The organism is Actinomadura geliboluensis (assembly GCF_005889745.1).
Lineage (GTDB): Bacteria > Actinomycetota > Actinomycetes > Streptosporangiales > Streptosporangiaceae > Spirillospora > Spirillospora geliboluensis.
Window position 1 is genome coordinate 1 of the sequence record NZ_VCKZ01000011.1, and the last position, 24,509, is coordinate 24,509.

Annotated in this window: 24 protein-coding genes; 13 read left to right on the top strand and 11 right to left on the bottom strand. The window is 73.2% G+C overall.

Annotated elements, in window-relative coordinates; all coding sequences use genetic code 11:
- Window positions 1-110 precede the first annotated feature (110 nt).
- Window positions 111-734, top strand: coding sequence for a flavin reductase family protein (locus ETD96_RS03290; protein WP_205719086.1), 624 nt, complete (start codon window positions 111-113; stop codon window positions 732-734).
- Here the strand turns inward: ETD96_RS03290 and ETD96_RS03295 are convergent.
- On the bottom strand, window positions 731-1,660 hold the full coding sequence (locus tag ETD96_RS03295) for an alpha/beta hydrolase (protein WP_138633802.1): 930 nt from the start codon (window positions 1,658-1,660) through the stop codon (window positions 731-733). The two genes, ETD96_RS03290 and ETD96_RS03295, sit on opposite strands and share 4 nt — an antisense overlap.
- Window positions 1,661-1,784: 124 nt before the next feature.
- Between ETD96_RS03295 and ETD96_RS03300 the strand changes: the two genes are divergently transcribed.
- From ETD96_RS03300 to ETD96_RS03325, 6 genes are all read left to right on the top strand, one after another.
- Entirely contained in the window at window positions 1,785-2,756 is a 972-nt protein-coding gene (locus tag ETD96_RS03300) for a helix-turn-helix domain-containing protein (protein ID WP_138633805.1), read from the top strand.
- Window positions 2,757-2,859: 103 nt separating this feature from the next.
- On the top strand, window positions 2,860-3,504 hold the full coding sequence (locus ETD96_RS03305; RefSeq protein ID WP_138633808.1) for an ABC transporter permease: 645 nt from the start codon (window positions 2,860-2,862) through the stop codon (window positions 3,502-3,504).
- Window positions 3,501-4,508, top strand: coding sequence for an ABC transporter ATP-binding protein (locus ETD96_RS03310; protein WP_205719087.1), 1,008 nt, complete (start codon window positions 3,501-3,503; stop codon window positions 4,506-4,508). The genes ETD96_RS03305 and ETD96_RS03310 overlap by 4 nt, the downstream gene beginning before the upstream one ends.
- The gene (locus ETD96_RS03315; protein ID WP_138633811.1) at window positions 4,505-5,272 is read left to right on the top strand and encodes an ABC transporter permease; all 768 of its coding nucleotides are present in this window, start codon (window positions 4,505-4,507) and stop codon (window positions 5,270-5,272) included. Before ETD96_RS03310 ends, ETD96_RS03315 begins: the two co-directional genes overlap by 4 nt.
- Window positions 5,273-5,291: 19 nt before the next feature.
- A complete protein-coding gene (locus ETD96_RS03320; protein ID WP_138633814.1) occupies window positions 5,292-6,263 on the top strand; it encodes a glycine betaine ABC transporter substrate-binding protein in 972 nt (323 codons plus the stop codon).
- A 66-nt stretch (window positions 6,264-6,329) separates the two neighbouring features.
- A complete protein-coding gene (locus ETD96_RS03325; protein WP_138633817.1) occupies window positions 6,330-6,908 on the top strand; it encodes an HU family DNA-binding protein in 579 nt (192 codons plus the stop codon).
- 6 nt (window positions 6,909-6,914) lie between these two features.
- On the opposite strand, the gene ETD96_RS03330 is transcribed toward ETD96_RS03325, so the two are convergent.
- Together ETD96_RS03330 and ETD96_RS03335 are read right to left on the bottom strand one after the other, a co-directional pair.
- A complete protein-coding gene (locus tag ETD96_RS03330) occupies window positions 6,915-8,147 on the bottom strand; it encodes an acetyl-CoA hydrolase/transferase family protein (protein ID WP_138633820.1) in 1,233 nt (410 codons plus the stop codon).
- A 96-nt stretch (window positions 8,148-8,243) separates the two neighbouring features.
- On the bottom strand, window positions 8,244-9,632 hold the full coding sequence (locus tag ETD96_RS03335) for a GntP family permease (protein WP_138633823.1): 1,389 nt from the start codon (window positions 9,630-9,632) through the stop codon (window positions 8,244-8,246).
- A gap of 137 nt (window positions 9,633-9,769) precedes the next feature.
- Here ETD96_RS03335 and ETD96_RS03340 point away from each other — a divergent pair, with 137 nt between their 5' ends.
- Window positions 9,770-10,474, top strand: coding sequence for a FadR/GntR family transcriptional regulator (locus tag ETD96_RS03340; RefSeq protein WP_138633826.1), 705 nt, complete (start codon window positions 9,770-9,772; stop codon window positions 10,472-10,474).
- A gap of 21 nt (window positions 10,475-10,495) precedes the next feature.
- Here the strand turns inward: ETD96_RS03340 and ETD96_RS03345 are convergent, their stop codons facing one another.
- On the bottom strand, window positions 10,496-11,491 hold the full coding sequence (locus ETD96_RS03345; protein ID WP_240807165.1) for a DUF72 domain-containing protein: 996 nt from the start codon (window positions 11,489-11,491) through the stop codon (window positions 10,496-10,498).
- Between the two features lie 117 nt (window positions 11,492-11,608).
- On the opposite strand from ETD96_RS03345, the gene ETD96_RS03350 reads away from it, so the two are divergent.
- Window positions 11,609-12,478 carry a universal stress protein gene (locus ETD96_RS03350; protein WP_138633829.1) on the top strand — a complete coding sequence of 290 codons (870 nt, stop codon included), beginning with the start codon at window positions 11,609-11,611 and terminating at the stop codon, window positions 12,476-12,478.
- On the opposite strand, the gene ETD96_RS03355 is transcribed toward ETD96_RS03350, so the two are convergent.
- The 4 genes from ETD96_RS03355 to ETD96_RS47445 form a co-directional block, all read right to left on the bottom strand.
- Entirely contained in the window at window positions 12,408-13,898 is a 1,491-nt protein-coding gene (locus ETD96_RS03355) for an MFS transporter (protein WP_240807166.1), read from the bottom strand. The two genes, ETD96_RS03350 and ETD96_RS03355, sit on opposite strands and share 71 nt — an antisense overlap.
- Before the next feature lie 227 nt (window positions 13,899-14,125).
- On the bottom strand, window positions 14,126-15,157 hold the full coding sequence (speB, locus tag ETD96_RS03360) for an agmatinase (protein WP_138633832.1): 1,032 nt from the start codon (window positions 15,155-15,157) through the stop codon (window positions 14,126-14,128).
- 209 nt (window positions 15,158-15,366) lie between these two features.
- Window positions 15,367-15,918: a dihydrofolate reductase family protein gene (locus ETD96_RS03365; RefSeq protein WP_138633835.1), complete on the bottom strand. Its 552-nt coding sequence runs from the start codon at window positions 15,916-15,918 to the stop codon at window positions 15,367-15,369.
- Window positions 15,919-16,065: 147 nt separating this feature from the next.
- On the bottom strand, window positions 16,066-17,073 hold the full coding sequence (locus ETD96_RS47445) for a Rossmann-fold NAD(P)-binding domain-containing protein (protein WP_171068833.1): 1,008 nt from the start codon (window positions 17,071-17,073) through the stop codon (window positions 16,066-16,068).
- 260 nt (window positions 17,074-17,333) lie between these two features.
- On the opposite strand from ETD96_RS47445, the gene ETD96_RS03375 reads away from it, so the two are divergent.
- Together ETD96_RS03375 and ETD96_RS03380 are read left to right on the top strand one after the other, a co-directional pair.
- Window positions 17,334-17,756, top strand: coding sequence for an STAS domain-containing protein (locus ETD96_RS03375; RefSeq protein WP_138633841.1), 423 nt, complete (start codon window positions 17,334-17,336; stop codon window positions 17,754-17,756).
- A gap of 223 nt (window positions 17,757-17,979) precedes the next feature.
- Entirely contained in the window at window positions 17,980-19,038 is a 1,059-nt protein-coding gene (locus tag ETD96_RS03380) for an L-type lectin family protein (RefSeq protein ID WP_138633844.1), read from the top strand.
- Here the strand turns inward: ETD96_RS03380 and ETD96_RS03385 are convergent.
- The gene (locus tag ETD96_RS03385) at window positions 19,016-20,221 is read right to left on the bottom strand and encodes a sensor histidine kinase (protein ID WP_138633847.1); all 1,206 of its coding nucleotides are present in this window, start codon (window positions 20,219-20,221) and stop codon (window positions 19,016-19,018) included. The genes ETD96_RS03380 and ETD96_RS03385 overlap by 23 nt on opposite strands.
- Window positions 20,214-20,909, bottom strand: coding sequence for a response regulator transcription factor (locus ETD96_RS03390; protein ID WP_138633850.1), 696 nt, complete (start codon window positions 20,907-20,909; stop codon window positions 20,214-20,216). The genes ETD96_RS03385 and ETD96_RS03390 overlap by 8 nt, the downstream gene beginning before the upstream one ends.
- A gap of 262 nt (window positions 20,910-21,171) precedes the next feature.
- Between ETD96_RS03390 and ETD96_RS03395 the strand changes: the two genes are divergently transcribed.
- The gene (locus tag ETD96_RS03395; protein WP_420884731.1) at window positions 21,172-22,119 is read left to right on the top strand and encodes an endonuclease/exonuclease/phosphatase family protein; all 948 of its coding nucleotides are present in this window, start codon (window positions 21,172-21,174) and stop codon (window positions 22,117-22,119) included.
- Between the two features lie 45 nt (window positions 22,120-22,164).
- On the opposite strand, the gene ETD96_RS03400 is transcribed toward ETD96_RS03395, so the two are convergent.
- Complete coding sequence (locus tag ETD96_RS03400) at window positions 22,165-22,434, bottom strand: metal-sensitive transcriptional regulator (RefSeq protein ID WP_138633853.1); 270 nt, start codon at window positions 22,432-22,434, stop codon at window positions 22,165-22,167.
- A gap of 261 nt (window positions 22,435-22,695) precedes the next feature.
- Here ETD96_RS03400 and ETD96_RS03405 point away from each other — a divergent pair, with 261 nt between their 5' ends.
- Window positions 22,696-24,057, top strand: coding sequence for an MBL fold metallo-hydrolase (locus ETD96_RS03405; protein ID WP_138633855.1), 1,362 nt, complete (start codon window positions 22,696-22,698; stop codon window positions 24,055-24,057).
- The last annotated feature ends 452 nt before the right edge of the window (window positions 24,058-24,509 follow it).

Genomic DNA, 24,509 nt, shown 5'->3' on the forward strand with positions numbered 1-24,509 from the left:
GGGCGGCACGACCCCGTTCATCAACAACTCGTTCGTCGTCCAGGGGACGGGCGGCGGGACGACCACCGTGCACGGCGGAACGGCCGCCGCGCGGGCCTCGGAATCACTTTGTGCTGGAGGACGCGCCTCGTTACGTGTTTCTTGCGGGTGGGATCGGGATTACGCCGATCCTGCCGATGGTGGCCGCGGCCGAGGCGGCGGGGGCTGATTGGCGGTTGTATTACGGCGGGCGGCGGCGCTCCTCCATGGCGTTTCTTGAGGAGCTGTCGCGGTTCGGGGAGCGTGTTGACGTTTGGCCGCAGGACGAGCGGGGGCTGCTCGATCTTGATGTGGTCTTGGGAGAGGTGGAGGGCGCGCTCGTCTACTGCTGCGGGCCGGAGGCGATGCTCGCGGCGGTTGAGGAGCGGTGCGGGGCGGGTGTGCTGCGTACGGAGCGGTTCTCGCCGAAGGCGGTCTCCGGGCCTGTTGAGGCGTTCGATGTTGAGTTGGCGCTGAGTGGGCGGACGCTGCGGGTCGAGGCTGGTCGCTCGATTCTGGAGACCGTGGAGAAGGCGGGTATGAGCGTTCTTTCGTCCTGTCGGGAGGGCACTTGTGGGACGTGCGAGACCGTGGTCCTCGACGGTGAGCCCGACCATCGGGATTCGGTGCTGAGCGAGGCGGAGCGCGCGGACGGGGGGTTCATGATGATCTGCGTGTCCCGGGCCCGCGGGCCCCGCCTCGTGCTGGAGCTCTAGGGGTGCAGGGCGCGGCGGAGGGCGCCGAGGCGGTCGGCGTTCATCCGCTTCGTCACGGCCGCCTGCGGGACGAGGGTCGAGCCGTGGAAGGTGCCCGGATAGTGGTGGATCTCGGTCGGGACGCCTGACTGGACCAGCCGCATCGCGTAGGTCAGGCCCTCGTCGCGCAGCGGGTCGAATTCGCAGGTGGTGACGTAGGCGGGCGGCAGCCCGGACAGGTCCTCGGCGCGGGCGGGCGCCGCGTACGGGGAGACGCCGGCGGTGCCGCGGACGCCTTCGCCGAGGTAGTAGTCCCAGCTCAGTTCCGCGTTGGGGCGGTGCCAGATCGGCGTGTCGGTGAAGGCGCGCATGGACGGGGTGTCGAGCCGGTCGTCCAGTTCGGGGACGCCGAGGAGCTGGAAGCACAGGGCGGGGCCGCCGCGGTCGCGGGCCAGGAGCGCGACCGCCGCGGACAGGCCGCCGCCCGCGCTCTCGCCGCCGACCGCCAGGCGGGCCGGGTCGATGCCGAGTTCGCCGGCGTGCTCGGCGGTCCAGGTGAGGGCGGCGTAGCAGTCCTCCAGGCCGGTGGGGAAGGGGTGCTCGGGGGCGAGGCGGTACTCGACCGAGACGACGACGGCGCCGACCTCGGCGGCGATCGCGGTCGTGTCGTCCTGGTAGAGGTCGACGGAGCCGAGGACGAACCCGCCGCCGTGGATGTAGACGAGGCCGGGCAGGGGGCCGTCGTGCTCCGCCGGCCGGAAGACGCGGACGGGCACGCCCGGCGGCACGGTGACGTCGCGGGTCTCGACCGGGACCGGAGGTTCGTACGCGGGCTTGTCCCCGAACATCTCCGCCTCTTCACGGCGGACCTTCTCCACGTCGGCGATCGTCAGGTGCGGGATCATCGAGATCCAGGGGGCGAGTTCCGGGTCGTAGGCGTAGGTCACCACGGGCTCCTCTCACGCGGCCGGCGTCCTCAGTGTCGGACGCCGGGGCCGCCGTGCCCAGCCGACGGCCGCCGGGAAAATCGGCCCGCTGACCGCCGGTCGTCGGGTGCCGTACCCTGCCGTCATGAAGGGCCTGATCCTGCGGCTTTCGGCGCTGGACGCCGACGCGGAGACCGCGGTGCGGGTGATCAGTTTCTTCGACGGGCTGATGGCGGCCGGGGCGAGCGCGCGGGTCCTCGTCCAGGAGACCGCGCGGCTCGCCGAATGCCCGGCCGGGCTCGTCGACGCCGGCCTGTCGCTGGCGGCGGGGGAGCCGCCGGGCGGGCGCCGGCAGGTCAGGGAGTTCTCGGAGAGCGGGCACGTGTGGCTCGGACGGGACGCGCCCCTGCCGCTGGACGACATCATCCTCGACCGGTTCGCGATCGCGGCCCGGTTCCTGCTGGAGCCCGCGCCGAGGGATAGCGGTGAGGGCCTCGCCGAGGTGGCCCTTTCGAGCGAGGCCGGGGAACTCGAACGCGCCAGGGCCCTGCGGATGCTGCGGATCGAACCGGGGGCCGTCATGCGGGTCCTCGCCGTTGACGGGGACGTCGCGGTGGGCGGGCACGCGGTGCCGGTCGGGCGGGTCCGCGCGGTTCTCGGCGGGGCGCTGCCCGAGCGGGTGCCGGAAGGCGTGCGGGTCGGGGTCGGTCCCGCCCTGCCCGCGATCGAGGCGCCCGTGTCGTGGCGGCGTGCGCGGACCGCGCTGCGGTTCGCCGGGCTCGGCTCCGACGTCGTCCACTACGACGGGCTCGGCGCCCTCGCGGTGGTCGCCGCGCGGATGCGGGACGAGGACATCGCCGAGGTCGCGGACGTCGCCGTGCTGGACGAGCTCGCCCGGGAACCGAACGGCGCCGGGCTCATCGCCGTCCTCGCCGCGTTCTGCGCGACGGGTTCCGCCCGCCGGGCCGCGGCGAAGGTGCACCGGCACCACAGCACGATCGCCGCGCGGCTCGCGTACGCCGAGGCGCGGCTCGGCTTCGCGTTCTCCGCGCCCGGCGGCCGGCGCCGGCTCGACCTGGCCCTGCTGCTGCGGCACCTGCGCGACACTCCGGGATGACCGATCGGCCATTGCACAACTGATCATCCGTAGGCAGCCTCTGAGGTATGGGAGACGCGAGCCGTACCCTCCTCGCCCGGGCTCCCGCCGCCGGGAGGCGGCGATGAGCTTCTCCGACTACCTCTCCGAACGCTGGCCCACGATCGCCCGGCTCGCCGCCGAGCACGCCGAGGTCGTGCTGATCGCCGTCGCCGTCGCGGCGGTCGTCGGGATCGGGCTCGGGATCGCCGTCGAGGACCGCCCGCGGGCGCGGGCCCTCGCGCTCGGCGTCGCGGGCACCCTGCTGACCGTCCCGTCGCTGGCGCTGTTCGGCCTGCTCATCCCGCTGTTCGGGCTGGGCCTCGCACCGACGATCACCGCGCTGGTGCTGTACGCGGTGTTCCCGATCCTGCGCAACACCATCACCGGGCTGGACGGCGTGCCGGGCGCGGTGGAGGAGGCGGCGCGCGGCATGGGCATGAGCCCGCTGAGCCGGCTGCTGCGGATCAGGCTGCCGCTGGCCTGGCCGGTGGTGCTCACCGGCATCCGGGTGGCCACGATCATGACGGTCGCGATCGCGGCGATCGCCGCCGCCGTCGCGGGGCCCGGCCTCGGCGAGCTGATCTTCGGCGGGCTGGCCCGGATCGGCGGGGCGAACGCGCTGAACGACACCCTCGCCGGGACGCTCGGCGTCGCCGTGCTGGCGCTCGTCCTCGACCTGCTGTTCGTCGTGCTGTCCCGCCTCACCACCGCCAGGGGGCTGCGATGACCGAAGCCGCCGTCACCGAGAGCACCGCCGTCCGGGAGATGATCCGGCTGGAGGGGGTGAGCAAGCGGTACCCGGGCCAGGACGCCCCGGCGGTCGAGGACCTGACGCTCGGCGTCCGGGACGGGGAGATCGTCGTGCTGCTCGGGCCGTCCGGCTGCGGGAAGACCACCACGCTGCGGCTGATCAACCGGCTGATCGAGCCGACCGCGGGCCGGATCCTGCTCGGCGGCGAGGACGTCACCCGCGCCGACCCCGACGAGCTGCGCCGCCGCATCGGGTACGTCATCCAGCAGGTCGGGCTGTTCCCGCACATGACGATCGCCGCGAACATCGGGGTCATCCCGCGCACGCTCGGCTGGCCGAAGCGGCGCGTGCGGGACCGCGTCGACGAGCTGCTCGACATGGTCGGCCTCGACCCCGGCACGTACCGGGGCCGGTACCCGAAGGAGCTGTCGGGCGGCGAGCAGCAGCGCGTCGGGGTCGCCCGCGCGCTCGCCGCGGACCCGCCCGCGATGCTGATGGACGAGCCGTTCGGCGCCATCGACCCCATCACGCGGGAGCGGCTCCAGGACGCGTTCCTGGACCTGCAGGGCCGGATCCGCAAGACGATCGTGCTGGTCACGCACGATCTGACCGAGGCGCTGAAGCTCGGCGACCGGATCGCGATGCTCGGGCGGCGGGCGAGGCTCGTCCAGTACGACACGCCCGCGCAGATCCTCGCCCAGCCCGCCGACGAGTTCGTCGCGTCGTTCGTCGGGACGGGCGCGGCGATGCGCAGGCTCCGGCTCGTCGAGGTCGGCTCGATCGCGCTGCCCGCCGCCACGGAGGGGAGCGCGAGCGGCGCGACCGTCCGGGCCGACCAGTCGCTGTACGAGGCGCTCGACGCGATGCTGCGGGCCGGCGCGGAGACCGCGACCGTCCTGGACGAGGACGGACGGCCCGCCGGCTCGGTCTCCTGGTCGGCGATCGTCAGGGAGACCCCGGCGGCGGGCGGTGGGCGATGACCGTCACCGCCGTCCCGGAGCGGACGGCCGCGGGGGAGGAGGCGCGGGGCCGCGCCGGCCTCCTCGTCACGCCCGTCTTCCTGCTGCTGGTGTGCGCGGCGCTCTACCTCTACGTGCGCGGGCTCGACCTCGACCCGATCGAGCGCCGCGCCATCGACCGGGACGAGGTCGTCCGGCAGTTCGGCGAGCACGTCGGCCTGGTCGCGGTGTCCACGGCGCTGGTCCTCGCGATCGCGATCCCGCTGGGGGTGCTGCTGACCCGGCCGCGGCTGCGCCGGCTGTCCGCGCCGTTCCTCGCGCTCGCGAACGTGGGGCAGGCCGTCCCGTCCATCGGGGTGCTGGTCCTGCTCGCGGTCACGGTCGGCATCGGCTTCCAGAAGGCGGTGATCGCCCTCATCCTCGTGTCGGCGCTGCCGGTGCTGCGCAACACCATGGTCGGACTCCAGGGCGTCGACCGGTCGCTCATCGACGCCGGGCGCGGCATCGGGATGTCCCGGACGGCGGTGCTGTTCCGCGTCGAGCTGCCGCTCGCGGTGCCGGTGATCCTGGCCAGCGTCCGCGTCGCGGTGATCCTCAACGTGGGCAGCGCGACGCTCGCGGCCTTCACCAACGCGGGCGGGCTCGGCGAGCTCATCAACACCGGCATCGCGCTGAACCGGACCCCGATCCTGCTGACCGGCAGCGTCCTGACGGCCGTGCTCGCCATGGCCGCCGACTGGCTCATCGGACTCGTCGAGCACGTCGTCCGCCCCCGCGGCGTCTGAACCCCAGAGGAGAGTCACCATGCGCCTGCCCACCATCCGACGATCACCCGTCGCCGTCTCCCTGGCCGCCGTCGCCCTCACCGCGGGATGCTTCAGCTCCGGCGGCACCGACGCCAAGGCGGGCAGCCTGGCGGAGGGCAACTCGCTGGACGGCGCCACGCTCACCGTCGGGTCCAAGGAGTTCACCGAGCAGCTCGTCCTGTGCCAGGTCACCGCGCTCGCGCTGCGCTCGGCGGGCGCGACCGTCCGCGAGAAGTGCGGGCTCCAGGGCAGCAACACCACGCGCGCGGCGCTGACGTCCAGCAGCATCGACATGTACTGGGAGTACACCGGGACGGCCTGGATCAACTACCTGAAGGAGACCGAGCCGATCGGAGACCCGGCCGCGCAGTACAAGGCGGTCGCGGAGCAGGACCTCGCGAAGAACAAGGTGAAGTGGCTCGCGGCGGCGCCCGCGAACAACACCTATGCCATCGCGGTGAAGACGACGACGATGCGGCAGCTCGGGATCAAGAACCTGTCGGACTACGCCGCGCTGGCGAAGACCGACCCGGCCAAGGCGTCCACGTGCGTCGCGAGCGAGTTCGCCGGGCGCAGCGACGGATGGCCCGGCCTGCAGAAGTCCTACGGGTTCACGCTGCCGAAGTCGTCGGTCGCGACGCTGGCCGAGGGCGCCATCTACGACGCCATCGGCAAGGGCGAGCCGTGCGCCTTCGGCGAGGTCGCGACGACCGACGGGCGCATCAAGGCGCTGGGCCTCACGCCCGTCCCGGACGACAAGAGGTTCTTCCCCGTCTACAACCCCGCCCTCACCGTCCGCGACTCCGTCTACCGGGACCACCCGGCGATCGGGAAGATCGCGGACCCGATCGCGGCGGCGCTGACGGACTCCGTCCTGCGGGAGCTGAACGGCGAGGTCGACATCGAGGGCAAGGAGCCGGCGGAGGTCGCCGAGACCTGGCTGCAGTCCCGGGGGTTCATCGGCAAGTGAGGGGCCCGGACGGCCGCGCCCCATTACGCTGAGCAGCACATATCGCCACAGTGAAGGGCATGGCGCATGAACCGGAGTGAACTGGTCAAGATGGTGGCGGAGCGCGCGGGGAGCGACGAGGCCGCCGCCCGCCGGCACGTGGACGCCGTGTTCGACACCGTGATGGAGCGGGTGTCCGCCGGGGAGCGCGTCACCGTGACCGGGTTCGGGACGTTCGACAGCTTCGCCCGGCCCGCCCGCAGCGCCCGCAACCCGCGCACCGGGCTGCCGGTCGAGGTCCCCGCCGCGCAGGTGCCGCGGTTCCGGTCCGGGCAGACGTTCCGCACCCGGGTCGCCGGGGACGCCCCCGCCGCCGTCCCTGCGGCGGAGACGGAGGCCGCCGTGGCGGTGGCCGCGCCGGTCGAGGCCCCGGCGCCGAAGCCGTCCAAGAACGGCAAGAAGCCGAAGAAGAACGCCGAGGCCAAGGCCGAGGGCAAGGAGGCCAAGAAGGACGCCGAGGCGAAGAAGCGTCCCGCCAAGGCCGTGGCGAAGAAGGCCACGCCGAAGCCCGACAAGGCCGACAAGAACGCGAAGAACGGCAAGGGCGGCAAGAGCGCGAAGAAGAAGGCGGGCAAGGGGAAGGCGCGGGCGAAGGCCGCCTCCTGACCGGGGTCAGCGCAGCGGGAAGCCGAGCTCGCGGCCCTGCTCGCGCAGGCCGTCGCGGGCGTCCGGGTGCGCCACCTCGTCCACGAGCTGCTGCGCCTGCGACAGCGAGTCGTGGCCCCAGATCGTGGCGGTGCCCTGCTCGCTGACGATGAAGCTGTGCTGGAAGGAGGTGACGGGCCCGGCCAGCCGCGGGATGACCGTGGACACGTCCGCGCGCGGGTGCCAGGACGGCAGCGCGATGATCGCTCGGCCGCCGGGGGAGTGCAGCGCCCCCACGACGAAGTCGGTCTGCCCGCCGAACCCCGAGTAGACCACGCCGCGCACCCGGCTGGCGTTGGCCTGCGCGTACAGGTCGACCTGGAGCGCCGAGTTCACCGACACCAGCCGGGGGCGGCGCGCGATCAGGCTCGGGTCGTTGGTCTTCTCGGTGCGCAGCATGCGGACGCGCTCGTTGCGGTCGGCCCAGTCGTAGAGCTCCTCGCCGCCGAACGCGAACGACGCGGTGATCGGCGTGTCCGGGTCGAGCGTGCCCGCCTTCTCCAGCGCGAGGACCCCGTCGCTGAACATCTCCGACCAGATGCCGAGGCCGCGGCGGCCGAGCAGCGAGGCGAGCACGGCGTCCGGGACGGCGCCGATGCCGAGCTGCAGCGTCGCCCGCTCGGGGACGAGGGCCGCCACCCGGCCGCCGATCTCGCGGGCGGTGTCGCCGGGCGGCCGGGGCACCGGGTTCGCGAGCGGCTCGTCCGACTCGATCGCGTAGTCGATCTCGTCCACCGCCATGACCGCGTCCCCGAAGGTGTAGGGCATGCGCGGGTTGAGCTGGGCGATGACGAGCCCGCCGCGGGCGCGGACGGCCTCCACGGCGGCGGGCAGGATGTTGACCTCGATGCCGAGCGACACCGTCCCGTCGCGCGGCGTGGACGTCTGCAGGATGACGACGTCGGGCGGCAGCGACCCCTTCAGCAGGTTCGGGACGAGCGACAGCCGCGACGGGAAGTAGCGCAGGCGCGCGTGCCCGCGCATGCCCGCCCCGACGAACGGCGTCTCCAGGTCCACGCCGTCGCGGTCGGGCAGGTCGCCCTGGGCGTTGAGCATGAACAGCCGGTACTCGGCGGCGGCCGCGTCCAGGACGGCGAGGGCCCGGCGCGGGGTGGCGAAGTTGCCGCCCGCCACGACCCGCGGCCGCCCCGGCAGGCCCGCGAGGACGGTTCCGAGGTGTGATTCAGAAATGACGCGCATCGTCTCGCTCCGCCCGTGGGTGGGTGTTCCGTCTTCCATGATCGGGTATCGGTGGGCGCGGGCCCAAGGCGGGGACGCCCCGGGCCCGCGCCCCCGCTAGACGACCAGGTTCAGCAGCAGCACGAACACCAGGCCGGACACCGAGATGACGGTCTCCATGAGCGACCACGTCTTGATGTTCTGCCCGACGCTGAGCCCGAAGTACTCCTTGACCAGCCAGAAGCCGGCGTCGTTGACGTGCGAGAAGAACAGCGAGCCGGCGCCGATCGCGAGCACGAGCAGCGAGGTCTCGCCGCTGTCGAGGGCGCCGACCAGCGGGACGAAGATGCCGGCGGCGGTGACGGTGGCGACGGTCGCGGACCCGGTGGCCAGCCGGATGAGGACGGCGACCAGCCAGGCGAGCAGCAGCACGGAGAACCCGCTGTCCTTGACCCAGTCGGCGACGAGGTCCCCGATCCCGGTGGCGATCAGCGTCTGCTTGAACCCGCCGCCGGCGGCGACGATCAGCAGGATCCCGGCGATGGGCGGCAGCGACTCCGCGGTGGACGACGAGACGGCCCGGCGGTCCATGCCGGAGCCGAGGCCGAGGGTGAACATCGCGACGACGACGGCGATGAGCAGCGCGATCAGCGGCGTGCCGAGGTCGTCCAGGACGGTGCGGAGGGTCCCGCCCTCGTCGAGGGTGATGTCGGCGACGGCCTTGCCCAGCATCAGCACGACGGGGAGCAGCACGGTGGCGAGCGTGACGGCGAACGACGGGCGCTTGCGGCCCTCCTTCGCCAGGCTCGTCTCCTCCTCTTCGCCGGGGTCGACGTAGAGCTGCGGGGGCATCACGTCCACCCAGCGGGCCGCGAACCGGGCGAACAGCGGGCCGGACAGGGCGACCGTCGGGATCGCGACGAGCACGCCGAGGCCCAGCGTGAGGCCGAGGTCGGCCTTGAGGGCGCCGATGGCGGCGAGCGGCCCGGGGTGCGGCGGGACGAGCCCGTGCATGGCCGACAGCCCGGCCAGCGCCGGGATGCCGACCGCGATGAGCGACAGCCCCGAGCGGCGCGCGACCAGGAAGATGACCGGCATCAGCAGCACGAGGCCGATCTCGAAGAACATCGGCAGGCCGATGAGCGCGCCGACGAGCGCCATCGCCCACGGCAGGAGGGCGCGCCTGGACCGCCCGACGATGGTGTCGACGATCTGGTCGGCGCCCCCGGAGTCGGCGAGCAGCTTGCCGAACATGGCGCCGAGCGCGATGAGCGCGCCGACGTCGGCGGTGGTCTTGCCGAAGCCCTGGCCGAAGGCCTCGAAGGTGTCCGCCATGGGAAGACCGGCGATGGCGCCGACCAGCAGCGAGCCGAGCGTCAGGCTGAGGAAGGGGTGGACCTTGAAGTAGGTGATCAGGACGACGATCAGCGCGATGCCGGCGAGCGCCGCCGGCACGAGCCGCCCGCCGTCGGCGGCCGGCGCCGCGGCCAGCACGATCGTGTGCATTTCTCATCCTCCGGGGAGCGAGGAGGGGTGGATGGTCCGCCCGAGTGTGACCGCAATGACCTGCTTTTTACAAGAGATCGGGGCTAAAAATCATATCTTTGTGCGAGTGATGCCGAGATTCGTGTGATGATTGGGCCATGATGGACATCCCGCAGGCCGGGTTGCACGGCAGCGTCCTCGACCGCCTGGGCATGCTGATCACGTCCGGCGAGCTCGGCGCGGGCGCGGTGCTGCGGATCGAGGAGCTGGAGTCCCGGTTCGGGGTGTCCCGGTCGGTGGTGCGGGAGGCGATCCGCGTCCTGGAGTCGATGGGCATGGTCACCAGCCGCCGCCGCGTCGGCGTCACGGTCGCCGAGCGGATGCGGTGGAACGTCTTCCACCCGCAGATCATCGGCTGGCGGCTGGACGGCGCGGGCCGCGACGAGCAGCTGCGCTCGCTCGGCGAGCTGCGCCGCGGGCTGGAGCCGGCCGCCGCCGCGCTCGCCGCCCGCCGCGCCACCCCCGCCCAGTGCGGCACGCTGACCGGCGCGGTGATGGACATGGCGGTGCACGGCCGGTCCGGCGACCTGGAGTCCTACCTCACCGCGGACGTCCTCTTCCACCGGACGCTGCTGGAGGCGTCCGGCAACGAGATGATGGCCGCGCTCAGCGGCCTGGTCGCCGCCGTCCTCGCCGGCCGCACCCACCACCACCTGATGCCCGCCCGCCCCGAGCCGGCCGCGATCCGCTGGCACGCGGAGGTGGCGCAGGCCGTCCAGGCGGGCGACGCCGACGCCGCCGAACGCGCCATGCGCGACATCGTCGACGAGGCCACGCGGGCGATGCTGGACGCGGGCGAGTGACGCCCGGACGCGCGTGACGTCCTAGAAGAGGGTGGGCGGCTCCGCCGGGACCGGCTCCGGCAGCGGCTCCACCTCCGGCGCCAGGGCCCGCACCTCCTCGTGGAAGCGGCGGGCCAGCTCCAGGGCGTCGGCGTTGTCGGGGGTGTGGACGAACACGGTCGGCGAGCGCCCCTCGCGCGCCCATGCGGCGGCCTTCTCCACCCAGAACCGCCAGCCCTCGACGGTGCGCTCGGTGTCGTCCCGGCCGAGGTAGCGGACGATCGGCCGGTCGGTGAGCGCCGCCGACCGGCGCGGCACGCGCGGCTTCTTCGTCCACGCGTCCCGTTCGGCGTCGCTGGTCGGCGGGCTGGTGAAGAACGCGGTGGTGTCGAACGGCACCCATTCGGCGCCGGCCCGGCCGAGCACCCGCTCCAGGTCGCGGGCGCTCCGGTCGTCCTCGAAGAAGGCCCGGTGCCGCACCTCGACGGCGTACCGGTGGGCGGCGGGGAGCCCGCGCAGGAAACCGGCCAGCGCGCCGAGGTCACCGGGGCCGAACGAGCCCGGGAGCTGCACCCAGAGCGCGTGCGTCCGCGGCCCCAGCGGCTCCATCGCCCACAGGAACGCGCGGAGCTCCTCGCCGGCGTCCGCGAGCCGCCGCTCATGCGTGATCGTCTTCGGCAGCTTCAGCAGGAACCGGAAGTCCGGCGGGGTCTGCTCCGCCCACGACTCCACCGCGCTCCGCGCCGGCGTCGCGTAGAAGGTGGTGTTGCCCTCCACCGCGTCGCACCAGCTCGCATAGGCGCGCAGCCGCTCGGCCGGAGGCAGCGCCGGCGGCAGGAACCGGCCCTGCCACCGCGCGTGCGCCCACATCGCGCACCCCACATGAACCCGCATGCCGCCCGACGCTACCGAACCGCCGCCTTCCGGACGAAGTCGAGCAGCGCGGCGGCGAAGTCGCCCGGCGCCGGTCGCCACCCGGAGGCCGGTGATGTCGTGGATCTGCTCCAGCAGCCGCTCCATGCCCGCGTCCCCGGCCATGTCCTGGTCGCGGGCGAAGGTCCCCTCTCGCTCGGACGGACGGCTCTCCCGGGTAGGCGGTTTGCCGGTGAGTCTGGAGGTGACGGACTCATGGAGGCGCAAGGCACGGGGGGCCGCATGAACGCACAGCCGATCACCGGGATCGTCGCGGGCTACGACGGCTCCGAGAACGGGATCCTGGCCCTGGACTGGGCCGCCGAGGAGGCCCGCGTCCGGGAGCTGCCGCTCACGGTGATCCACGTGTGGGACGCCTTCCTCGGCGGCCCCGTCGCGGTGCCGGCCGTGGACCTGCGGGCCCTGGCCCAGGAGACCCTGGACGGCGGCGTCGCGCACGTCCGCGAGACCGCCCCCGGCCTGCCGGTCCGCGGGCTGCTCGTCCAGGGACCGGCCGCCGAGCGGCTGATCGAGGCCGGGCGGAGCGCCGACCTGATCGTGCTGGGCCCGCGGGGCCTCGGCGGCTTCGCCGGGCTGGTGCTGGGATCGGTCGGCGCCCAGGTCGTCGCGCACGCCGCCTGCCCGGTGGTGATCGCCCGCGGTGAGCGCGGCCCCCGGACCGGCCAGGACTGCGTGGTCGTCGGCGTGGACGGCTCACCGGCGTCCCGGGCCGCGCTCGCCATGGGCTTCGCCGAGGCCGGACTGCACGGGGCGTCCGTGCACGCGGTGACCGCCTGGGCCGCGCCGCCGCCCGGGGACCTGCCGCCGCTGGTGGACGAGGCCGGCATGCGGGACGCGGCGGAGAAGCGGCTCGCCCAGCTGATGATCCCGCTGCGCGAGCTGCATCCCGGCGTGGACGTCCGGATCTCCGTCGTCACCGGGCCGCCGCGCGGCGTCCTGCTGGACGCCGCCGGCGGCGCCCGCCTGCTCGTCGTCGGGTCCCGGGGCCTGGGCGGCTTCCGGGGCCTGCTGATGGGGTCGGTCAGCCACGCGCTCGTCCAGCACGCGCCCTGCCCGGTGGCGGTGGTCCACGGGGCCGGCGGGACCGGGTAGCCGTCACTCGACGGCCTCCTCCAGCGCCCCGGCGGGCGCGGAGATCCGCCGGACGACGAGCGCCGCCGCCCCGAGCCCGGCGATGGCCGCCGTGGCGGCGACCAGGAACGGGTCGGCGCCGTCCAGGGCGGGCGCGAACCCGACGCCGACGTACAGGGTGACCCCGGTGGAGCCGCCGAGCTGGTCGGCGGCCCGCTGGACGCCGGAGGCGATGCCCGCGTCGTACTCGGTCACGCCGGTCACCGCGACGTACTGCAGCCCGACGATCCCGAACCCCATCCCGGCGGCGATGAGGCACCATGGCCGGGACCAGCGCCGGGCCGGCGGCCCCGGTGCGGGCGACCAGCGCGATGGAGGCCATCGCCAGCGCGGTGAAGCCGATCCCGGCGAGGACGCAGCGCCGCGCGCCCCACCGTCCGAGCAGCCGGGGGACCAGGACGGACGCCGCGATCAGCGACACCGCCAGCGGCAGCATCGTCAGGCCGGCCCGCAGCGGGCCGGCGCCCGCCCGGTCCTGCAGGTAGTAGCTGAACAGCAGGAACGAGGCGGACAGCGCCGCGCTCAGCAGGGCCGTGGCGAGGTTGGCCAGGACGCGCGTCCGGTTGCGGAAGAACCGCGGCGGCACGAGCGGGTCCGGCGCGCGGCGCTCGGCCCGGACGAACCCGGCCCCGGCCGCCACCGCCCCGGCCAGCGCGACCGGCGGCAGCCAGGGCGGCGTGCCGCCCGCCGCGCCGGCCTCGACGACCCCGAGGGTGAACAGCAGCGGCGCCGCGGTCAGCAGGAACGCGCCGGGCAGGTCCAGCGGGGCGCGCCCGGCGGGCCGCTCGCCCGGGACGAGCAGCACCGCGGCGGCGAGCACGGCCAGGATGAACGGGACGGAGATCAGGAAGATCCACCGCCAGCCGAGCAGCTCGGTGACGGCCCCGGAGACCACGAACCCGAGGACGAGCCCGCAGCTCGCGACGGCCGCCCACACGCTCAGCGCCCGCGACCTGCGCGGCCCCTCGGGGAACAGCAGGACGATCACCGCCATCGCCGCCGGCAGCGCGAGCGCCTCGCCGGCCCCCTGCAGCAGCCGGGCCGCGACCAGCGCTGGGAAGGACGGCGCGAGCCCGGCCAGCAGCGACGCCGCGCCGAAGAGCGCCGTGCCGAGCAGCAGGACGCGGCGCCTGCCGAGCGTGTCGCCGAGCCGGCCGCCGAGCATCAGCAGCCCGCCGCCGGTGATCGTGTAGCCGACCACGACCCAGGTCAGCGCGTGGCCGTCCGCGCCGAGGGCGGCGCCGATCGAGGGCAGCGCGACGTTGACCACGGTCACGTCGACGGCGATGAAGAACTGCAGCATGGCCAGGCTGCACAGCACCAGCCACGCGCGCGCCGGGGACGATGCGTCCCGGCGCGCGGAGAGAATGCCTGAGAACACCGAGTGCTCCGTTGCTCAGAAGAGGTTCCGAGCAGCACGAATGTGCCGCTTCGGCTGAACGGCGAAGCGGCCGGACGTTCTGTCAGGTGGTGGAGGAACGCCCCGCCGCTAGCGGAGCGTCCTCGTCACCGCGGCGCAGGCGGCCGCGCACGAAGCGGCAGACATGGCGCAGATGCTATCGGACGGCGTCGTCCCCGCGGCCGGGGCCCACGGATCGCTCGCCGTCGTCAGCCGTCGGTGGAACGGCCGTCGAGGAGGGGGCGGCGGGGGTCCCAGGAGGTGCCGTCGCGGGCGTCGCGGCGGCGCCGGGCGATGCCCGACAGTGCCTCCAGCACGACGCGGTTGGCCAGCGCCGAGGTGATGTCGGCGTGGTCGTAGGGCGGGGACACCTCGACCACGTCGACGCCGGCGACCGGCAGCTCGTAGGTGACGCGGCGGACCGCGTCCAGGAGCTGCCGCGCGGTCAGCCCGCCGGGCTCGGGCGTGCCGGTGCCGGGGGCGTGGCCGGGGTCGCACACGTCGATGTCGACCGACAGGAACACCGCGTCGCACTCGTCGGTGGCGATCTGGAACGCCTCGGTCAGGCACGCGTCCAGGCCGCGCGCGACGATCTCGGTCATCTCGTAGGAGCGCATGCCCTGCCCGGCCATCCAGTCGAGGGTCTCCGGCCCCGGCCAGTACCCGCGCAGGCCGAGTTGCAGGAACCGGTCGCCGCGCACCGCGCCGGACTCGATCAGCCGCCGCATCGGCTGCCCGTGCCCGATGAGCGAGCCGAACGCCACGTCTCCGGTGTCGGCGTGCGCGTCGAAGTGGACCATCGAGACGCGGCCCGCGCCGACGTGCTCGGCGACGCCCGCGGCGTCGGGCCAGGCGATCGTGTGGTCGCCGCCCAGGATGAGCGGGATCGTCCCGGTGCGGGCGACGGTGGAGACGGCCTTCTGCAGGTCGCGGACGGAGCGCTCGGCGTCGCCGGAGTACATCTCGACGTCGCCGGCGTCGTAGACCGTGAGGTCGCCTTGGAGGCCGTCCACCCGCAGGGCCAGCGACGGCCGCGAGCCCATCTGGGGCAGGTAGCAGGTCTTGCGGATGTACTGCGGCCCGAACCGGGTCCCCGGCCGGTGGGACGTGCCGCCGTCGAACGGCGCCCCGAGGATGACCACATCGGCGTCGGCGTAGGTGGACGGCTCCGACCAGGTGCATCGGGGCACGCCCAGGAAGGTGATGTCGGGCCCGAACTGCGGGCCGTACCGTTCCGGCAAGGTCGTTCCCCCGGCTGGAATGTGCCGCCCCGGCGCGGGGCGGCACGCATGCCAAGGAGCCTACGTGCCTCGCGTTCAATGCACCGTATAGCCGCGCAATGCCTCGGTTACGCGCAGAGAAAGCGGTAACGGCACCCGGTATTCGGATCGCCAAACGCGCCGCGCCCGGAGGCAATTCGTCGGGGCGCGCGATGATGAGGCTCGCGGGTTCAGCCGGTGGACGAGTCGGCGTTGGCGTAGACGAGGTGAACCACGCCGGTGCCCTCGAAGGTGGTGGAGGACACCAGTTTCAAAGGCACCGTCTCGCCGTCGGTGAAGAGCTTGTCGCCATGCCCGACGACGATCGGGTGCAGGAGCAGGTGCAGCTCGTCGACCAGGCCCTGCCCGAGCATCCAGCGCACCAGGGCGGCGCTGCCCGTCGTGCCGAGCCGGGTGCCGGCCTTGAGCTCGGCCAGCCGCGCCGCGACATCCCCGTTGATCAGCGTCGAGTTCTCCCAGGTGGCCTCGGTCAGCGTGGTGGACACGACGTACTTGCGGGCGCTGTTCATGGCCTTGGTCATCGGGTCCGCGGGGTCGGCGTCGGGCCAGTAGGCGGCGAACCCGTCGTAGGTCGTCCGGCCGAGGAGGGTCGCCTCGGCCTCGTTCATCAGTTCACCGACCACGGCGCCCATCTGGTCGTCGAAGTAGGGGAAGTGCCAGGTCTCCGGCGCCTCGATCACACCGTCGAGCGAGATGAAGAGGCTGGACTTGATGAATCCCATCGGAATGCTCCCTTGAACGCGTCCGGGCCGGCCCCGTGGAGGGGACCGTCACCCAGAGGTCGAACGGCGGTCCGGCGGATCGACAAGCCGTCGAACTTTTCTTTGGATCGCCGACCGGAACCGGGCGCGAGAAGGGCCCTCAGGTGTTCATCGCGCCGGCGCCAAGGCGCTGAGCAGAAGCGCCTTGGCGGCCGGTACGCGGTTGGCGGCCTGCTGGACGACGACGGACTGCGGCGATCCGTAGACCGCCTCGGTGACTTCGGCGCCGGTGAGCCCGAACTGCCGGTAGAGGCGGCGGCCGACCGGGGACTCGGCGTCGTGGACCGCCGGCAGGCCGTGCATGAACCGCGCGTCCGTCCGGCCGGTGGCCCGCAGGAGCTGCCCGGTGACGCGGTACGGGACGAGGGCCTGCACGCGTGCGAGCAGGCTGTGGAACGGCAGGTCGGTCGTGACCCACGCGGCGGTGTGGACGAAGCCCGCCCCGGCGACGGCGTCGCGGGCGTCGGTGGTGATGAGGACGCGGGCGCCGCTGCGGCGGGCGAGGTCGTGGACGCGGCTGAGGACGCCGGCGGGCGGGCGCATGTGGACGGGGGCGGCGATCCGCACGTCCATGCCGAGGCTCGCGCCGGTGGTGAGCAGCGACGCGGCGATGGGGGCGCGGGCGTCGCCGGTGAAGCAGAAGGCGATGCCGGCGAGGTCGCCGCCGTCCAGCTCCCGCATGGTGAGGATGTCGGCGACGGCCTGGACGGGACGCCAGGAGTCCGTGCCGAGGTTCCAGACCGGCACGGTCGCCGCCCGCGCGAGCCGGACGAGGGCGTCGTGGTCGGTGCCGGCGTAGGCGATGCCGTCGAAGTCCCTGCTCAGCGCCCTGGCGGTGGCGGCGGGCGGCTTCCGGAGGGACGCCGCGGACAGGACGGTGGTGCCGGCGCCCAGCTCCGCGGCGGCGGTCTCGACCGCGGCGCGGGAGCGGGGCGCGGGCCGCTGGAGGACCAGCGCGATGCTCTTGCCCCGCAGCGGCTCCGCGGCCGGTTCGCCGGCCGCTCCGTCCTTCAGCCGGGCCGCGAGCGACAGCAGTTCCCGGAGCCGGCCGCCGTCCAGATCGAGGCCGGTGAGCAGCGGCCCGGTGATTGCGAGTTCGTTGAGAGAGGTGGTCATGCGGGCTCCTTCACAGGCATCTCCCAACCGACCGGGGCCGACGGCCCTACCAGGGGGAGTAGGTGCGCGGGCTCTGCCGGATCGGGGCTCCGAAGGACCTGCGCAAGACGTCTCTCCAGGCTTGCTCTGCATGGCCTTGGACCGCGCCGGGGAAGACCCTGGCCGATGCACTGGTGCCCTGCGTGCGCCCGGGAGGACCTGGGTATCGGCCAGTGACATCCCCAGGCGCGATCTCGTGGTGCGGCGAGCAGGCTGTGCGCATGACTCCCTACGCTGAGCTGTCCACTCCTCCGATCTCGCTCGTTCAGCCCGTCCATCACGGGACGATGAGCCTGCCCAGTCCGCGTCCAGGCGTCACCGAGACCCGGGACGGACTACTGAAGGTCGTCACCGCCCCCCACCCCCTGCTGCTTCGGCTCGAAGGCGAGGCCGACCTGTCCACCCGGGACCTCCTCGCCGCCACCTTGCGCACCATGACGGCTCCCGGTACCTCGGACCTGCACGTGGACCTGAGGCGCCTCGCCTTCATCGACGTCGGCTGCCTGGCTCTCCTGCACCGGGCCGAGCAGGCCCTGATCCGCCAGGGACGGCGGCTCCGCGTGTACGGCGCTCCGCCCGTCGCCCGCAAGGCCATGCGCCTGCTCGGCTGGGAGATGCCCGCCGAGGAAGGAGCGACGCCGTGACCTGTCAGCGCGAGCGGAGGCGGGCCGCGCCGCGCGGCGGAAAGCCCGGCCATGGGAAAGGCATGACCGCCTGATGGGATGCCGCGCATTTCCGTAATGAATTGGTGTGAATGCCGCTGCGGGCACGGCAATTGCTGGAGCTCGTCGTGAGTCCATGGTCATATGAAACCGGCAGGGGAGATCACTTCGAATTCGAATGGAAGAGTCCAGCATGAGACGTGGGATGCTTCGTGTCGTCGCGCTGATCGGAGTCGCCGCGGCCGCCGCGTCGGCCGGTCCCGCCCAGGCGGCGCGGCAGCGTCCGAGGGCGGTCCTGGTCGCGGAGTCGTTCACCGGAGCCGTCACCGACTCGCGCTTCATCGGGTACGGGGCCGCGTGCCTGACGGGCGCGCACCGCGGGGGCCGGGTGGCGGAGGCCGCGAACCACCCGCTCGGCGGCTGCCACCCGGACCCGGCCGGTCCCGTTCCGCCGGTCGGCGCGGCGCCGCACGGCTATCTCCAGCTCACCGACGCCCACTTCGAGGAGACCGGCGCCGTGCTGTTCGACTCGCCGGTCCAGGCGGAGGACGGCCTGGAGGTGACCTTCGAGCAGTGGCAGTACGGCAACACCACGCGGACCCCGGCGGACGGGATCTCCTTCTTCCTCACCGACGGCGAGAAAGGGCTCACCACGCCCGGCGCCTTCGGCGGAAGCCTCGGCTACGCCCAGAAACTGCCGGACGGCAGCACCGAAGGCCGGCTCATCCCGGGTGTCGAAGGCGGATACCTCGGTATCGGCCTGGACGTGCTGGGCGACTACTTCGGCGATGGAGAGCAGCGCGGGAACGGCTGCGAGCGGCGTTCCCCGGCCGGGACGAGGTTCCAGGCGCCTCCTCCCGGGCCCAACATCGTGACCGCGCGCGGCCCGGGGGACGGCACCGAGGGTTACTGCGTTCTCGACGCCACGACGGCCAACAAGAAGGACACCGGCCCGTGGCCGTCCGCGCTTCCCGGCCGGCTCCACGGCTCCCTGAAGGAGATGCCCGCCCGGGTCAAGCCGACGCGGGCCGAGGCCCTTCTCGAACCGGTGAAGCGGGTCGTCCGCGTCGTGGTGCCGCCCGGGTCCGACCCGATGGTGACGGTGGACATCGACTTCCGGGACGGCAAGGGCTTCCAGCGGGTGCTGCGGTTCCCGGCTCCCGAGCCCCTGCCCGACACCGTCAAGTTCGGCTTCGCCGCCTCCACGGGCCCGCACACCGACGTGCACCTGATCCGGAGACTCACCCTGCGCTCCGTTCGCTGACCGGCCGTTCGCCGACCGGCCGTTCGCTGACCGGCTGTTCGCCGACCGGGCACCGCGAGCGGTTTCCCGGTGCTTCGTTCAGCGGTGCGAGGGAATGCCGCGGGAGTTCCACGGTGATGCGGAGCCCGCCGGCGGGGCGCGGGACGAGGGTGAGCGCTCCGCCGTGTGCGTGGGCGATGGACTTGACGATCGCCAGGCCGAGGCCGACGCCCGCGTGATCGGTGTGGACGCGTTCGGTGCCGCGCTGGAACGGCTCGGTGAGCGTCGACACTCGCTGGGCAGTGAGGTTCTCGCCGGTGTTCTCAACGGTGAGCACCACCGTTTCGGGACGGACGCTGGTCGTGACCCGAGCGGTGCCCCGTTCGGGCAGGTTGTGGACGATCGCGTTCTGCACGAGGTTCGTGGTCAGTTGCAGCAGCAGCGCGTGTGAGCCGACGGTGGGAGCGATGTCGCCCGAGGTCTCGATGGTGATGCCGTGCTTCTCCGCCAGGGGCAGGAGCGCTTCGGTGGCCTCCTCCGCCACGAGGGAGAGGTCGACGTGCTCTCGGGTGAAGGCACGCTGGTCGGCGCGGCTGAGCACCAGAAGGGCTTCGGTGAGGTCGATGGCCCGGCCGTTGACGGCGTGGAGGCGGTCGATGATCTCGCCGGTGTCACGGGCCGGATCGCCGCGGGCCACGTCCAGCAGCGTCTTCGAGATCGCCAGCGGGGTCCGCAGCTCGTGGGAGGCGTTGGCCGCGAACCGCTGCTGCTCGGCGACGTGCGCTTCGAGCCGCGCGAGCATCGCGTCGAAGGCGTCGGCGAGTTCGCGGAACTCGTCCCGGCGGCCGGGCAGCCGGATCCGGTGGGAGAGCGACCCCTCCGTGGCCAGCCGGGCGGCGCCGGTGATGCGGGTCAGCGGGGCGAGCATGCGGCCGGCGAGGATCCACCCTCCCACTAGGCCGAAGACCAGCAGGAAGGCCAGGACGGCCGCCGCCCGCGGGGCGAAGACGCGCAGCAGGTTCGACCGGATGGGGAAGACGCCCGTATTGGTGGTGCCGGAGGGCACGATGAGCGCGCGGTCGGGGACGTAGCGCAGGAGGAACACCCACACCGCCGCGAGCAGCAGCGCACCCGCGAGCATGAGGAACGCGGCGTAGCTGAGCGTGAGCTGGAGGCGGGCGCTCAGACCCGGGCCCCTATCCATGCCCGCCGCCCTCACCTCCGGCTCCCGGCCCGGTGGAGATGCGGTAGCCGACGCCCGGCACGGTCGCGATGACCCAGGGCTCGCCGAGCCGTTTGCGCAGCGCCGAGACGGTGATGCGGACGGCGTTGGTGAACGGGTCGGCGTTCTCGTCCCATGCGCGCTCCAGCAGTTCCTCGGCGCTGACGACGCCGCCTTCGGCGGCGATGAGCACTTCGAGCACCGCGAACTGCTTCCGGGTCAGCGCGACGTAGCGGCCGTCCCGGAACACCTCCCGGCGGAACGGGTCCAGCCGCAGGCCCGCGATCTCCCGCACCGGGGGCCGGCTGTGGGCCCGCCTGCGGTCGAGGGCCCGCAGCCTGAGCACGAGTTCGCGCAGTTCGAACGGCTTCGTGAGGTAGTCGTCGGCGCCGAGCCCGAACCCGGTGGCCTTGTCGTCGAGGCGGTCGGCCGCGGTGAGCATCATGATCGGCATGCCGCTCCCGGAGGCGACGATGCGCTCGGCGATCTCGTCGCCGGACGGCCCGGGGACGTCGCGGTCCAGGACGGCGATGTCGTAGGCGTTGACGGCGAGCAGTTCCAGCGCGGTGTCGCCGTCCCCCGCGATGTCGGCCGCGATGGCCTCCAGGCGGAGGCCATCGCGGATCGCCTCCGCCATGTAGGGCTCGTCCTCGACGATCAGCACGCGCATGCGCTCGATGCTACGAACGGGCGCATATCGCCGGCGTATGTAAAACCGCATACGCGACGGCAACATCGCGCCGCGTTGACTGGGCGGCATGCAGGATGCAGGGGTGAGCGGCAGTGAGCGAGGCCAGACGATGACGCAGGTGGACACGGCGGAGACCGGCTCGGTCGGCACCGGCGGCCCGGATACCGGCTCCGGCGCCTGGCGCGCGGCCGTCCGCCGCGCGGTCCGCCTCGGCTCCCGGCCCGGCCCGTGGAAGCGCGGCATGGTCCTCGCGGCGCCGGCTCTGTTGCTGGCCATGCTCATGCTGCTGCACGCCGAGGTCCCGAACCGTGGCATGCACCTCGGCAGCCTGCTGGAGACCGTCCTCCCGTGGCTCGGCCTGCTCATCCCGGTGCTGCTGGTCGCCGCGCTCTTGCGCCGCTCCGCCACCGCGACGCTCGCGCTGCTGCTGCCGGTCGCGGTGTGGCTGCACCTCTTCGGCGGGCTGCTCGGCGACAGGTCCGGTCCGGGCGGCGACCTCACCGTGGCCAGCCACAACGTCGGCGCCGCCAACCCCGACCCGGCCGTTGCCGCGCGCGACCTGGCAGCCTCCGGGGCGGACGTCCTGGCTCTGCAGGAGCTGACCACGCAGGCCCTGGGATCGTACGAGCGGGAACTGGCGAAGGCGTACCCGCACCACACGGTGCAGGGCACGGTCGGGCTGTGGAGCAAGCTGCCCCTGTCGGACACCCGGCCGATCGACATCAAGATGGACTACGGCCCGCTGGGGGAGACCAAGCCGACCGACGAAAAGATGACCTACAACCGGGCATTCCGCACCACAGTGGCTACGGACCACGGGCCGCTGGCGGTGTACGTCGCCCACCTGGGGTCCGTACGGGTGAATCCCAGGGCGGGCTTCTGGACGACCCATCGGGACAGGGGCGCGCAGGCGCTCGCCGAGGCCGTGGCCTCGGAGAAGAACGAGCGGGTGGTGCTGCTCGGCGACCTGAACGGCACCATGGACGACCGCGCGTTCGACACCCTCACGTCGCGGATGCGCTCGGCCCAGGACGCGGCCGGGGACGGCTTCGGCTTCACCTGGCCGGCGGCGTTCCCGATGGTCCGGATCGACCAGGTCCTGGTCAGGGGCGTGAAGCCGGAGAGGGCGTGGTCGCTGCCGTCCACCGGCAGCGACCACCTGCCGGTGGCGGCCGCGATCAGCTGGTGACGCGGCGGCCCTCGTTCCCGCCCGGCCGCGGGGAAGTCCGACCGGTCAGGCGAGGCTCATGAAGAGCTTTTCCAGCTGGGCGCGGTCCACCGCGGCCTGCTCGGGATCCGCGCCCTCCTGGACGCACTTCTCCAGGCCCGTTGCGATGATCTTGAACCCGGCGCGGTCCAGCGCCCGGGAGACCGCCGCCAGCTGGGCGATCACGTCCTTGCAGTCCCGCTCGTTCTCGATCATCTGGATGACGCCGCCGAGCTGCCCCTGCGCACGGCGCAGGCGCACGAGGACGTCGGCCAGCGAGTCAGCCTCGAATCTCACGTTGACCTCCTAATACCCGCCAGGGTATACGGCGCGGGACGGTTTCGACCGGGCCGGACGGGAGCGGCATGCGGGCGCCGTGGCCCTCGCCAGGTGGCCGCCGCGCCTCCCGGGCGATGCCTGCCCGCACCCCCTGGCGCTCTCCAGGATACCCCAGGGGGTATTTGCATCCGGCTTCGTCCATCGGCTAACGTGCGAGGAAAGATACCCCCAGGGGTATATGAGCGACAGATCGCGGACAACGGAGAGCGAGGCAGGCCAGTGATCGAGATCGTTCCGATCGACACTCCCACGCTGGGGGACCGCAGCTACTTCGTCACCGACGGCGAGGTCGCGCTCGTGATCGACCCGCAGCGCGACATCGACCGGGTGCTCGCCCTGGCCGAGGCCCGGCGGGTGGCGGTCGTCGACGTCTTCGAGACCCACGTCCACAACGACTACGTGACCGGCGGACTGGCGCTGGCCCGGGCGACCGGTGCCGCCTACCACCTCAACGCCGCCGACCCCGTGGCCTTCGAGCACCACGCGGTGGCCGAGGGCGACGTGATCGAGGTCGGCTCCCGGATGCGGGTGCGGGTCCTGGCGACTCCGGGCCACACGTTCACGCACCTGGCCTACGTCCTGGAGGCCGAGGGCCGGCCGCCCGCGGTGTTCAGCGGCGGGTCGCTGCTGTACGGGTCCACCGGACGGCCGGACCTGCTCGGGCCGTCCCACACCCTCGACCTCGCGACCGCCCAGTACGGCTCGGTGCGGCGGCTGGCGCGCGAGTTGCCCGACGACGCCGAGATCTTCCCCACCCACGGGTTCGGCAGCTTCTGCTCGGCCACCCAGTCCGAGGCCGAGGCGTCGACGATCGGGCGGGAGAAGCGCGGCAATCCCGCGCTCACCCTGGACGAGAAGGAGTACGTCGAGGGGCTGCTGGCCGGCCTGGACGCCTGGCCCGCCTACTACGCCCACATGGAGCCGGCCAACACCGCCGGGCCGGAGGCGCCCGATCTGTCGGAGGCGCGCCGCGCGGACGCCGCCGAACTGCGCCGCCGCATCGAGGCCGGGGAGTGGGTCGTCGACCTGCGGACCCGGACGGCGTTCGCGGCCGGGCACATGGCCGGAACGCTCAACTTCGGGCTGGACGGCAGTTTCGCGACCTACCTCGGCTGGCTCGTCCCGTGGGGCACGCCGTTGACGCTGCTGGGGGAGACACCCGAGGACGTGGCGGACGCCCAGCGCGAACTCGTCCGCATCGGGATCGACCGCCCGGCCGCGTCGGCCACCGGCGGCCCCGAGCGCTGGGCGGGCGCCGAGGACCTCGCGTCCTTCCCGCGGGCGTCGTTCGAGGAACTGGCGGCCGTCCGGCACCACCGCCCGGTCGTGGTCCTCGACGTGCGCCGTGCCCTGGAGTGGGACGAGTCGCACATCGACGGCGCCGTGCACATCCCGCTGCAGGACCTGCCGAAGCGCCTGGACGAGGTGCCGGGCGGCGAGGTGTGGGTGCACTGCGCGGGCGGCTACCGCGCCGCCATCGCCGCCTCGCTGCTGGCCGCCGCCGGACGGCGCGTGGTCGCCATCGACGACGAGTACGCCGCGAGCGCCCGCGCCGGCCTGCCGCTCACCGCCGCCGCCTGACGATCAGGCGTCCGCAATTCCGGGCGTGGTGGCTTTTTCCGGGCGTTAGCTCAGGCGTCTACTGCGCCGCCGCGCGCCGCATGAAACCGGACTTTTGACCTGCTGTCAGAGTTCCCGGCGAATGCGCATTTCGGCGCGCACAGTTCGTCCCATTCGGCGGGGCCGTTCCGCTCACCCGAGCGGCGGCCCCGCCGACGGCGCTTGTTCGGGCGGGGTCGTGGCCCGGGTTCGCGAACGGTCGCCCGGGGCGCCGGATTCTCCGGCGGCCGGGGGTGCGGCAGCGCGTTGACCAGCGCTTCGGTGAGGCGGACGGCGGTTTCCGAGGGTGATGCGACGGCGCGGGGTCCGGTGGGCGAGAAGTTGCCGGTGACCTCTTGACACCGAGCGTGGCGCACGTCACGGTGTACGACATTAACTGACGCATCAGTCAAACAACCCCCGGAACGGGAGGG